The 11,561-nt window shown below is 70.3% G+C and carries 12 protein-coding genes; 9 read left to right on the forward strand and 3 right to left on the reverse strand.

Annotated features, from left to right (window positions below):
• The first annotated feature begins 210 nt into the window (after positions 1 to 210).
• Genes BM345_RS05235 through BM345_RS05245 form a run of 3 tightly spaced genes read left to right on the forward strand, consistent with a single transcriptional unit; the run spans position 211 to position 3,065 of the window.
• A complete protein-coding gene (locus BM345_RS05235; protein WP_093376297.1) occupies positions 211 to 1,203 on the forward strand; it encodes a substrate-binding domain-containing protein in 993 nt (330 codons plus the stop codon).
• A gap of 36 nt (positions 1,204 to 1,239) precedes the next feature.
• Complete coding sequence (locus tag BM345_RS05240; protein ID WP_093376299.1) at positions 1,240 to 1,980, forward strand: ATP-binding cassette domain-containing protein; 741 nt, start codon at positions 1,240 to 1,242, stop codon at positions 1,978 to 1,980.
• Positions 1,977 to 3,065 (forward strand): ABC transporter permease, encoded by a 1,089-nt coding sequence (locus BM345_RS05245; protein WP_254789572.1) that lies wholly within the window; start codon positions 1,977 to 1,979, stop codon positions 3,063 to 3,065. Before BM345_RS05240 ends, BM345_RS05245 begins: the two co-directional genes overlap by 4 nt.
• 27 nt (positions 3,066 to 3,092) lie before the next feature.
• Here the strand turns inward: BM345_RS05245 and BM345_RS05250 are convergent, their stop codons facing one another.
• From BM345_RS05250 to BM345_RS05260, 3 genes are all read right to left on the reverse strand, one after another.
• Positions 3,093 to 3,806 carry an RNA pseudouridine synthase gene (locus BM345_RS05250; RefSeq protein WP_093376303.1) on the reverse strand — a complete coding sequence of 238 codons (714 nt, stop codon included), beginning with the start codon at positions 3,804 to 3,806 and terminating at the stop codon, positions 3,093 to 3,095.
• Positions 3,807 to 3,873: 67 nt separating this feature from the next.
• Positions 3,874 to 5,568 (reverse strand): MBL fold metallo-hydrolase, encoded by a 1,695-nt coding sequence (locus tag BM345_RS05255; RefSeq protein WP_093376305.1) that lies wholly within the window; start codon positions 5,566 to 5,568, stop codon positions 3,874 to 3,876.
• Positions 5,569 to 5,740: 172 nt separating this feature from the next.
• The gene (locus tag BM345_RS05260; protein ID WP_093376307.1) at positions 5,741 to 6,172 is read right to left on the reverse strand and encodes a VOC family protein; all 432 of its coding nucleotides are present in this window, start codon (positions 6,170 to 6,172) and stop codon (positions 5,741 to 5,743) included.
• Positions 6,173 to 6,282: 110 nt separating this feature from the next.
• On the opposite strand from BM345_RS05260, the gene BM345_RS05265 reads away from it, so the two are divergent.
• The 6 genes from BM345_RS05265 to BM345_RS05290 are packed head-to-tail and all read left to right on the forward strand — an operon-like array spanning position 6,283 to position 11,384.
• Entirely contained in the window at positions 6,283 to 6,942 is a 660-nt protein-coding gene (locus tag BM345_RS05265; RefSeq protein ID WP_093376309.1) for a TetR/AcrR family transcriptional regulator, read from the forward strand.
• Between the two features lie 37 nt (positions 6,943 to 6,979).
• Positions 6,980 to 7,855 (forward strand): diaminopimelate epimerase, encoded by an 876-nt coding sequence (gene dapF / locus BM345_RS05270; protein WP_093376310.1) that lies wholly within the window; start codon positions 6,980 to 6,982, stop codon positions 7,853 to 7,855.
• Positions 7,856 to 7,905: 50 nt separating this feature from the next.
• The gene (locus BM345_RS05275) at positions 7,906 to 8,571 is read left to right on the forward strand and encodes a DUF484 family protein (RefSeq protein ID WP_254789574.1); all 666 of its coding nucleotides are present in this window, start codon (positions 7,906 to 7,908) and stop codon (positions 8,569 to 8,571) included.
• On the forward strand, positions 8,571 to 9,182 hold the full coding sequence (locus BM345_RS05280; RefSeq protein ID WP_093376314.1) for a YdcF family protein: 612 nt from the start codon (positions 8,571 to 8,573) through the stop codon (positions 9,180 to 9,182). Before BM345_RS05275 ends, BM345_RS05280 begins: the two co-directional genes overlap by 1 nt.
• Positions 9,169 to 10,176: a tyrosine recombinase XerC gene (locus BM345_RS05285; RefSeq protein WP_093376316.1), complete on the forward strand. Its 1,008-nt coding sequence runs from the start codon at positions 9,169 to 9,171 to the stop codon at positions 10,174 to 10,176. Before BM345_RS05280 ends, BM345_RS05285 begins: the two co-directional genes overlap by 14 nt.
• Complete coding sequence (locus BM345_RS05290; protein ID WP_093376318.1) at positions 10,173 to 11,384, forward strand: class I SAM-dependent rRNA methyltransferase; 1,212 nt, start codon at positions 10,173 to 10,175, stop codon at positions 11,382 to 11,384. Before BM345_RS05285 ends, BM345_RS05290 begins: the two co-directional genes overlap by 4 nt.
• Positions 11,385 to 11,561 lie beyond the last annotated feature (177 nt).

Here is an 11,561-nt window from a genome sequence, read left to right on the forward strand (position 1 = left end):
GGCGACAAGCCCGGACAGCACGGCGAAATTCTAGGCTTGCAACACCGGCAGTTGGCACTTGCATCGGGAAGCGCGGGATCGACAGCGGCGAAGGCGAGCCGTATAGTCCCCGCGCCCTGACCTGTCGCCGAGCCAGGCGGGGCGGCACCGGCGAAGCCTGCGGTGATCGGGTTGCCAGCCCGGCTACTCGTCAATCGAAGGAGACACTCGATGAAAAAGTCACTTCTCGTGGTGGCCGGTGTCGTCATGGCCGCGCTCATGGCGGCCACGCCGGCCCTGGCCCAGAAGAAGACCCTCGCGGTGGTGGTCAAGGGCCTGGACAACCCCTTCTTCACGGTGCTCGGCGATGGCTGCGCGCGCTGGAACAAGGACAACCCGAGCTCCGAGTACACCTGCCTGTACACGGGCCCGGCCTCCAGCGCCGACGAGGCGGGCGAGGTGCAGATGGTCGAGGACCTGATCAACAAGGGCGTGGCCGGCATCGCCATCTCGCCGTCGAACGCGCCGGCCATGGCCAACATGCTCAAGGCCAAGGCGCCGAAGATGCCCATCATGACCATCGACGCCGACCTGGCCTCGGCCGACCGGTCGCTGCGCAAGACCTACCTGGGCACCAACAACTACGACATGGGCGTGCTGATGGCCAAGCACCTCAAGGAACTCAAGCCCAAGGGCGGCACGGTGTGCCTGCAGCTGGGCAACGTGGCGGCCGACAACATCAACGCCCGCGCGGCGGGCTTCCGCGACACCATCGGCGGCAAGAAGGGCGTGGCCAAGCTGGCCGGCGACGGCGGCTGGACCGAGATCGCCGGCTGCCCGCTGTTCACCAACGACCAGATCGACCTTGCCAACCAGCAGATGGCCGACGTGTTCACCAAGAACCCGAAGCTGGACGCCTTCATCCTGGTGGGCGGCTGGGCCCAGTTCGGCCCGCAGGCCTACGCCCAGGTGACCGATCAGGTGATGCCCCGGCTCAAGTCCAAGGACCTGATCATCATTGCAGGCGACACCCTGCCGCCGCAGCTCGATGCGCTCAAGGCCGGGCGCAGCCATGCGCAGATCGGCCAGCGCCCCTACGAGATGGGGCTGCGGGCGCCTGGCGTGCTGATCGACCTGATCGGCGGCAAGGCCGTGACCGACCCGATCTTCACCGGCCTGGACGAATGCACGCCCGCGAACCTGGGCAAGTGCCCGGCGAAGTAGGAAGCCGGCACGGCTGAACGACAAGAAGAAGACCCCGTGCCACTGCTCGAACTCAGCGGGGTCTCCAAGCACTTCGGTGCCATCCAGGCCCTGACCGGCGTCTCGCTCTCGCTCGAGCCCGGCGCCGTGGTCGGGCTCATGGGCGACAACGGCGCCGGCAAGTCGACGCTGGTGAAGATCATCGCGGGCAACTACCCGCAAAGCGCGGGCACGATCGCCATGGAAGGCCGGCCGGTGGCCTTCCACAAGCCCACCGATGCGCGGGCGGCGGGCATCGAGATCGTCTACCAGGACCTGGCGCTGTGCGACAACCTGAGCGCCGCCGACAACGTGTACCTGGGCCGCGAGCTGACGATAGGCCTGGGGCCGCTGCGCATCCTGAACTTCCGCGCCATGTCGCGGCGCGCGGGCGAGCTCTTCGCTGAACTGAAATCCGAGACCCGGCCGCGCGACCTGGTGCGGCACATGTCCGGCGGGCAGCGCCAGGCGGTGGCGATCGCACGCACGCGCCTGTCCGAGCCCCGGATCGTGCTGATGGACGAGCCTACCGCGGCCATCAGCGTGCGGCAGGTGGCCGAAGTGCTTAACCTCATCCGGCGGCTGCGCGAGCACGGCATTGCCGTCGTGCTGATCAGCCACCGCATGCCCGATGTCTTCGCGGTGGCCGACCGCATCGTCGTGCTGCGGCGCGGCACCAAGGTGGCCGACAAGCCCATCGCCCAGAGCTCGCCGCAGGAGGTGACGGGACTGATCACCGGCGCCATCGAGGCCGCATGATGCAGCGCACCGATCCGCCCGAGTTTCCGCCTCCCGCGGATGCCGCCTTGCGCGTGGAGCCGGACGCCGCGCTGCTGGAGTCGATAGCGCGCCGCGAGCACCGCCACTGGCTCGCCTGGCTGATGGGCCAGCAGACCTTCTGGGTGTCGGTCGCGGCGGTGGTGGCCTTCGTCGTCCTCGCCCTTTCCAGCGACGTCTTCGCGACCCAGCAGAACCTGTTCAACGTCACGCGCAACTTCGCCTTCGTGGCCATCATCGCGATCGGCATGACGGCGGTGATCGCCACCGGCGGCATCGACCTGTCGGTGGGCGCGGTGCTGGTGCTGTCGGGCATGGTGATCGGCATGACGATGCATGCCGGCACCTCGATCTGGATCGCGGTGCCGCTGGCGCTGGGCGCGTCGCTGCTGGTGGGGGCGATCAACGGCGTGCTGATCGCCTACCTGGGCGTTCCACCCTTCGTCGTGACGCTGGGCATGCTGTCGGTCGCGCGCAGCCTGGCGATGGTGCTGTCGGGCAACCGCATGGTCTATGAGTTCGGGCCCGACCAGCCGCGCCTGCTGGCGCTGGGCGGCGGCTTCCTCGACCTGCCGCTGCCCTTGCTGGCCGAGGCGGTGCGCATCCCCAACCCGGTGATCGTCCTGCTGGCGCTGCTGGTCTTCGCCGTACTGGCCTTTCGCTGGACCCGCTGGGGCCGCTACCTGTTCGCCATCGGCGGCAACGAGCGCGCGGCCACGCTGACGGGGGTGCCCGTCAACGCGATGAAGCTCAGCGTCTACATGTTCTGCAGCCTGTGCGCGGGCCTGGCCGGCATCCTCGAGGTGGGCTGGCTGGGCACCATCACGACGGGGCTGGGCCAGGGCATGGAACTGACGGTGATCGCCGCCGCCGTGATCGGCGGTGCCAACCTGGCCGGCGGCGCCGGCACTGCCTTCGGCGCGGTGATCGGCTCGGCCCTGATCGAGGTGATCCGCAACAGCCTCACGCTGCTGGGCATCAGCACCTTCTGGCAGGGCAGCTTCGTGGGCGGCTTCATCATCCTGGCCGCGCTGTTCGACCGCCTGCGCACGCGAAGCAGCAACTGAGCGGCCCGGGGCACCGGCCCGTGGCGGCTACACCCGTTCGTTGGGCTGCAGGAAGCGCCAATGGCCGGGAGGCAGTCCCGCCAGCGGCACGCGCCCGACGCGGATGCGCCGCACGGCGTCGATGGCCAGCCCCGCGGGCTCCAGCATGCGGGCGATCTGGCCTGGCAGCAGCCCCTTGACGGCAATGCGCAGGCCGGTGCTGCCGCCGCTCTGGCGGCCGATGCTCACGCGGACCGGCGCGCGATCGATCTGCCTGAGCTGCTGCGGCGTGACCTCGCCGGCCACGTCCACGTTCAGCTCGTGCTCGATGAAGTCGGCGTCTTCGGCGAACTTGCGCTCCACCCGCCACTCCTGCGTGAACACCACCAGGCCACTGGCCTGCGCGTCCAGCGGCGTCATGCAGCGCTGGCCGTTCAGGTGGCGGGGCAGCAGCGGCCGGCCGTGCGGCCCGGCATGCAGGTTGGCCGGCACCAGCAGGGCGGCGGCGTCTTCCATGCGCAGCCCGGCCGGCTTGTGCAGCAGCAGGGTGACGGGCGGCACGGCGACGGGGCGGGCGCCGGGCTCGATGCTCACCTGCTGCGCCGGCAGCACGCGCGACTGCGGTAGCAGCACGATGCCGCCGTCGACGCGCACGGCGCCGTTCTCGATCAGCAGCTCGGCCTCGCGCCGCGAGCAGCTCGCCAGCGCGGCCACGCGCTTGGCCAGGCGGATGCCTTCTTCCTGCGGCTCGTGGGGGGTCATGGGAAACGGGGCTCGTTGTTTCGCAGGCCGGCGCGGTCTCCCTGCGGGGAGGCGGCCGGGCCGCGGCTCATAGCGTGGAGAGGGCGGAGGGCAGGGCGCCCGGCCGCGAGGCCAGCTCGCGGATGCGTTCCACGTGCGCGGCCAGCGAGCGGGCCGCCACCGGCCAAAGCTGCTGGGGCACGTCGTCGTAGGCAATGGCCAGCCAGTCTTCCGGCGTGCCGGCGGGCATCTTGCGCATGGCCCGCGCGATCTTGGATTCGCGCTGCAGGCGGTGCGACTTGAGCTTGGCGATGGCGCCGCGCGCGTCGCCCAGCACGTGGCCGTGCGCGGGCAGGATGAATTCGATGTTGCCTTCGGCGCAGGCGTCGTCCAGCAGGTCCAGGGACTCGAGGTACTCGCTCATGTTGCCGTCCGGCGGATCGACCACCGTGGTGCTGCCATTGAGCACGTGGTCGCCCGAGAACATCAGGCCGTCTTCCTCCAGCACCAGGCACAGGTGGTTGGCGGCGTGGCCGGGCGTGTGGACCACGCGCAGGGTGTGGGTGACGGGCTCGCCGCTGGCGGCATCGGCGCCGAAGAGCACCAGGTGCTCGCCGTGCTCCAGCGCGCGGTCGGGCGTGAAGCGCGCCGGCGGACGGGCGGTGGGCGCCGAGGGCAGGCCCAGGATGGGCGGCTTGTGCGGGCACAGCGCCTGCAGCGGCTGCGCCCCGGGCGAATGATCGGAATGCGAGTGGGTGCACACGATCATGCGGATGTCGCCGTTCGTGGCGCGCCACAGGCGCCCCACGTGGTCGAAGTCGGCCGGGCCGGGGTCGATCACGATGTAGCCGGTGCTGGCATCGCCCACCACGTAGCTGTTGGTGCCCGGGCCGGTCATGGCCGAGGTATTGCCGGCCGTGAGGCGCTGCACGTTCTTCAGCAGGGGCACGGGTTCGGCGTGCTGCCAGTCCAGCGCATGCAGCAGCTGGCCGTCGGGGCTGACCAGGGCCAGCTCGCCGAAGGGCGCCTCGTGCTCCATGTAGCGCACTTCCTCGCCACCCAGGAAGCCGCCGCGCGGGCAGCTGGTCCACAGGGGCTTTTCCTGGGCGCACAGCGAGATCACCGCATCGACGCTGGAGAAAACCGTGAGCCGCTTGAGCGTGCGCAGGGTCGGGAAGATCATGTGGAAGCGGCCCTTGGCATGGCGCGCCAGGGCGTCCGACGGGCGGACCCACACCGGTTCGAACTGCTCGGCGTCGTCGGACACCGGCACCTGGTCGGCCGGCATGCGCGCCACCATGAAGGGCACGTCGAAGCGCTTGGGCAGGTCGCGGTCGGTGATCCAGTGGGCCAGGGTGTAGACCTGGTCGGTGTCCAGGCGCAGGCCGCGGGCGGCGCACTGCTCCACGAAGGAGAAGGCGTTGCCGCCGCTGCGGTCCATGGCCGCCACCTCGGCCGCGCTCACGGGCGTGCCGTCGGCATGGTGGGCGAGCAGCACGCCAAGTTCCTCGAAGGTCTCGCGCACCGCCGTGATGGCCTGGATGAGCTGCACCCGGCTCTGGGTGCGGCGGCGGGTGGAAATGGCGCGGGCATGGGCGTCCGCGTCGTCGATGGCCCCGCCGGGAAACACGTAGGCGCCGGGGGCGAAGCTGGCGCTTTCGGAGCGCCGGGTCATCAGGACCTCGACCCCATCGGGCCCGTCACGAAGCAGCAGTACCGTTGCCGCCGGGCGCGTGGGCGCCGGCTCCCGGAAGGTGTGTAGCTGTTGTGAAGGGCGGACCATGCGTGGATTATCGAACCGCGCAGCTTAAACCGCCGGGCGCCGCGCCCAAAGCGTCGCGTGCGGCGCGTCGCAATTGCCCAACGCGTCGCACGCTGTCATGAAAACGTTGGTTTGCACGGGCAGGCGCGGCGCGTCTTGGATTCCGCGACGCGCTCCATGCCGGTGCGCCTGCTCAGGCCTGGGGCTGGGTGCCCACCATCCAGCCGATGCCGAACTTGTCGGTCAGCATGCCGAAGCTGTCGGAGAAGAAGGTCTTGTCCAGCGGCATCTTCACCTCGCCGCCGTCAGCCGCCAGGGCCGCGAACACCTTGCGGGCAGTGGCTGCGTCGGCCACGTTGAGCGAGAGCGAGAAGCCCTTGAACTGGCCCACCTCGCTGGGGCGGCAGAAGCCGTCCGAGCCCATCAGGGTGGTCTGGCCGACCTTGAACTCGCAGTGCATCACCTTGTTCTCGGTGCCGGGCGGCAGCTGCATCTGGATGGATTCGGACTCGGGGTTGTCCTTGTTGCGCATGAGCAGGGTGACCTCGGCGCCGATGGCCTTCTTGTAGAACTCGAGCGCTTCCTCGCAGCGGCCTTCGAAGAAGAGATAGGGCTGAACCAGCATGGGAACTCCTTGGGTTGGACGAAGTGGAAATCGGGTTGTCACGGGTATTTGTGTACACCGTCCACAAACGATAGCAGCAATAATGGACACTGTCCACAATTGGAGGAACGATGCAGGACCGGAGCCCCGAAGCCGCCGTCCGCGCCCCGGCGCGCGACACCTACCGCCACGGCGACCTGCGCCGGGCGCTGCTCGACGCTGGCATCGAACTGGCCCGCAGCGGCGGCCCGCAGGCGGTGGTGCTGCGCGAGGCCACGCGGCGCGCGGGCGTGGCGCCCAACGCCGCCTACCGGCACTTCGCGAGCCGCCAGGACCTGCTGGAGGCGGTGCGCATGGCAGCGCTCTCGGCCATGGCCCAGGCCATGGAAAAGGAAGTGGCGGCCGTGCGCCGCGCCCGCAACTCGGCCGCCTATGCGCGCGACTGCCTGAGCGCGGTGGGCGTGGCCTACCTGCGCTTCGCCCAGGAGGAGACCGGCCTGTTCCGCGCCGGCTTCGCGCCGGCCGAGCCGGTGGAACTGGTGCGTCCCAATCCCGACAAGGCGGGGCCCGGCGGCCTGAACCCCTTCGAACTGCTGGGAACGGTGCTGGACCGCATGGTGGAGGCCGGCGTGCTCGCGGCATCGAGACGCCCCGGGGCCGAGTACCTCGCCTGGTCGGCGGTGCATGGCCTGGCCCTGCTGGTCATCGACGGGCCGCTGGCCCGCATGCCGCAAAAGGAGTTGCAGGCGATGGGCAAGCGCCTGCTGGACATGGTGGAAAAGGGCTTGTGAGCCTGGGGCCGGCCGGCGCGCACGGATAATCCCGTCCATGCGTGTTCACTTCACCAAGATGCAGGGCGCCGGCAACGATTTCGTCGTGCTGGACGAGACCGGCGCCGAGCTGGGCCTGAGCGTCGGGCAATACCGCTTCCTCGCCAACCGCCACTTCGGCGTGGGCGCCGACCAGGTGCTCAGCGTGCGGCCCTCGCCGGCCGCGGGCGTGGACTTCGAATACGTGATCCACAACGCCGACGGCGGCGAGGTGGAGCAGTGCGGCAACGGCGCGCGCTGCTTCATGCGCTTCGTGCGCGAGCGCGGCCTGACAGCCAAGGATGCGGTCAAGGTCCAGACGCTGTCGGGCGTGATCGAGCCGCGCATGAACGACGACGGCCGGGTCACGGTCGACATGGGCGCGCCCATTTTCGAGAACGAGCGCGTGCCTTTCGACGCGGCTGGCCTGAGTCCGCAGCCCCTGGGCGACTGGCACCAGTGGCACCTGGCCATGGGCACGCAGGCCAACAGCGCCATCGTGTCGGTGGCCGTGCTGTCCATGGGCAATCCGCATGCGGTGCAGCTGGTCGACGACGTCGACAGCGCGCCGGTGGCCGAGCAGGGCCCGCGCATCGAGAACCATCCGCGCTTTCCGCAGCGGGTCAACGCCGGCTTCATGCAGGTGCAGGACCGCAGCCACGTGCGCCTGCGGGTGTTCGAGCGCGGCGCCGGCGAAACGCTGGCATGCGGCACCGGTGCCTGCGCCGCCGTGGTGGCCGGCATCCGCCTGGGCCTGCTGGATTCGCGCGTGGACGTGCAGACCCGCGGCGGCCAGCTGACCATCGAATGGCAGGGCCTGGGCCATCCGGTGCTGATGACCGGCCCCGCCGTCACCGTCTTCGAAGGCGAGATCGAGGTGCCCGCCCAGCCATGAGCACGAACTCCATTCCTCCCCAGCAGCAGCATCCACTACAAAAACACGCCATGAATCCCATCACCGAGGACGACATCGCCAACTACCTGGCGAACACGCCGGACTTCTTCGAGCGCCACGCCCAGCTGCTGGCACAGGTGCAGCTCACCAGCCCGCACGGCAACCGCGCCGTCAGCCTGCAGGAGCGCCAGGCCGAGATGCTGCGCGAGAAGATCAAGGCGCTGGAGCACCGCATCATGGACATGGTCCGCCACGGCACCGAGAACGTGCTGACGGCCGACCGCCTGCAGCGCTGGACCACGGGCCTGTTGACCACCCGCGAGCCGCGCGGCCTGCCCTGGCAGATCGCGGCCGACCTGCAGACGCTGTTCCTGGTGCCGCAGGCGGCCATCAAGGTCTGGAGCGTGAGCCCCGACTACGAGCACGAAGGCTATGCCCAGGGCGTGGCCGACGACGTGAAGGCGCTGGCCACCTCGCTCACCACGCCCTACTGCGGCCTCAACGCCGGCTTCGACGCCGTCAACTGGCTGGGCGATGCGCGCGCCGCGGTGTCGGTGGCCATGATCCCGTTGCGCAACGAGCCCTCCGAGCCGGCCTTCGGCCTCTTGATCCTGGCCTCGCCGGATGCGCAGCGCTTCCATTCGGACATGGGCACGGACTTCCTCGAGCGCATCGCCAGCCTGTCCTCGGCCGCGCTCTCGCGACTGCGCCCCTGATGCGCCAGCTGCGGCGCGGCGCGGCCGCGCTCTTCCTCGTCCTGGCCGTGTCCCTCGCCGCGCTGGCGCTGTATGTGTGGCGCCATGCGCAGGAGCGCCTGGCGCAGCAGAATTTCCAGGCGGCCGATGCCGCCCTGGTGCTGGGCAACCGCGCCTACCTGAACGGCCAGCCCAACCCCTGCCTCACCAACCGGGTCGACCGCGGCCTGGCCCTGTGGCGCGAGGGGCAGGTGCAACTGCTCACCGTCACGGGCGGCGTGGACAAGGAAGACGGCCGCATCGAGGCGGAGGTGATGGCCGTGCATGCGCACGCCGAAGGCTTCGACGGCGTGCTGCTCAAGGAGTCGCTGTCTTCCTCCACGCGCGAGAACCTCGCCATGTCCTGGCCGGTGCTGGAGGCGGCGGGCGTGCACAAGGTGATCGTGGTGTCCGACGCCTACCACCTGTGGCGCGTGGAGCGCCTGGCCAAGGCCAGCGGCTTCGACGGCGCCTTCCAGGTGCAGTACGCCGCCGCGCCCGCCGACTGCGGCCGGCCGGCCTGGCAGGCCATGCGCAGCGCATTGCGCGAGCCCTTGGCCATCGTGAACAATGCGCTCAATGGCTACCTCTAGCGCCGCTTCCTCCAGCGACACGCCGCCCGCGACTTCCCCCTGGATCGACAAGTACCTGGAGTTCGTGCGCGTGGAGCGCCGGCTGGCGGCGCGCACGGTGGAGCTTTACTCGACCCACCTTGCCACCCTGGCCGACCAGGCCGCGGCGGCCGCGCTTCCGGTGGAGCGCGTCAGCACCGCCCACGTCCGCCGCTGGATGGCGCAGATGCATGGCGCTGGCCGCGAGCCCCGCGGCATCGCGCTGGTGCTTTCGTGCTGGCGCAGCTTCTACCGCTGGCTGGGCCAGCAGGGCCAGATCAGCGCCAACCCGGTGCAGGACGTGCACGCCCCCAAGGCCGCCCGCCCGCTGCCCAAGGCCCTGCCGGTGGACGACGCGGTGCGCCTGGCCGACCTGCACGACGCCGACGCCGACCCCTGGACCGAGGCGCGCGACCGCGCCATGGTCGAGTTGCTCTACGGCTGCGGCCTGCGGGTGAGCGAGCTCACCGGGTTGGACCTGCAGCCCGAGAAGGAGTCGCGCGGCTGGATCGACCTGGAAGGCGCCGAGGCCCACGTGCTGGGCAAGGGCGGCAAGCGCCGCAGCGTGCCGGTGGGCGCCAAGGCCATGGAGGCCCTGGGCATCTGGCTGGCGCTGCGCGGCGAGCGTGCGCTGCCGGGCACCGAGGCGGCGCTCTTCATCGGCCGCACCGGCCGGCGCCTGTCCGCGCAGGCCGTGTGGAAGCAGCTGCGCGAGCGCGGCGTCAAGGCCGGGCTGGGGGCGCCGGTGCATCCGCACATGCTGCGCCACTCCTTCGCCAGCCACGTGCTGCAGTCCAGCAGCGACCTGCGCGGCGTGCAGGAACTGCTGGGCCACGCCAGCATCGCCACCACGCAGGTCTACACGCGCCTGGACTTCCAGCACCTGGCGCGCGCCTACGACGCCGCGCATCCGCGCGCCCAGTTGCGCAGCGGCGAACAGGGCAAGCCCGCGCCGCCAGCGAAAATCCGCAAATGAAGACTTTGCGACTGCGCGCCGGCAAGGAGCGATCCCTGCTGCGGCGCCACCCCTGGATATTCGATTCGGCCATCGCCAAGGGCGGTGCCGACGCCGGCGAGACCGTGCGCGTGGAAGGCGAGGACGGCCACTTCCTCTGCTGGGCCGCCTTCAGCCCGGTTTCCAAGATCCGCGCGCGGGCCTGGAGCTTCAAGGAGGAGGATCGCATCGACGCCGCCTTCTTCCGCCAGCGCGTCGCCCTTGCGGTGCGGGCGCGCCAGCTGTTCTCGCTGCCCAGCGACGGCGTGCGCCTCGTCCATGGCGAGGCCGACGGCCTGCCGGGCCTCATCGTCGACCGCTACGGCGAGGTGCTGGTGGCGCAGTTCCTGTCGGCCGGGGTCGAGCGCTGGAAGAAGGTGCTGGTCGATGCCCTGCTGGCCGAAACCGGCCTGGTGCATTTCTACGAGCGCTCCGACGCCAGCGGCCGCGAGCGCGAGGGCCTGGCGCCCGTCACCGGCTGGCTGGCCGGCGGCGACGGGCAGGGCACCGAGCTGACCATCCAGGAGCATGGCTGGCGCCTGAGCCTGGACGTGGCCACCGGCCACAAGACCGGCTTCTACCTGGACCAGCGCGACAGCCGGCGCCGCTTTGCCGAACTGGCGCGCGAGCGGCGCTTCCGGCGCGTGCTCAACTGCTACTGCTACACCGGCGGCTTCACCGTGGCGGCCCTCTGGGGCCTGCGCGAGGCCGGCGCGCTGGAGGGCGCCGAGGTGGTGTCGGTGGATTCCTCCCTGCCGGCGCTGGAGCGCGCCCGGGCCCACGTGGCGCTCAACGGCTTCGAGGGCGCGGACTGCCAGTTCCTGGATGCGGACGTCAATGCCACTCTGCGCCGCTTCATCGACCAGGGCCAGGTCTTCGACGCCATCGTCCTCGATCCGCCGAAGTTTGCGCCCACCGTCGCGCATGCCGAGCGGGCCGCGCGGGCCTACAAGGACATCAACCGCCTGGCGCTCAAGCTGCTGGCCCCGGGCGGCATGCTGCTGACCTTTTCGTGCTCGGGCGGGATCGGCGCCGAGCTCTTCCACAAGATCGTGGCCTCGGCCGGCATCGACGCCGGGGTGGACGGCTACATCAGCGAGCGCCTGGGCGCGGCGCCCGACCACCCGATGACCATCGAGTTCCCGGAAGGCGAGTACCTGAAGGGCCTGGCGGTGGTGCGCAAGCTGTAGTGTGCTGTCGCGCAAATAGCTGCGCGGAAAAGCGCGCCTTTCAGGCCATGGCGGCGTTGCAAATCCTCGCGATACCACCGGGTATCGCTGCGGTTTGCGCCTTGCCCTGACCTGAAACGCATCGCTTTTCTCCGCGCAGCTATTTGCGCGACAGCACACCAAGCAGCCCCGGGAAAG

The sequence above is a fragment of the Variovorax sp. OV329 genome (genome assembly GCF_900114785.1).
Taxonomy (GTDB): domain Bacteria; phylum Pseudomonadota; class Gammaproteobacteria; order Burkholderiales; family Burkholderiaceae_C; genus Variovorax.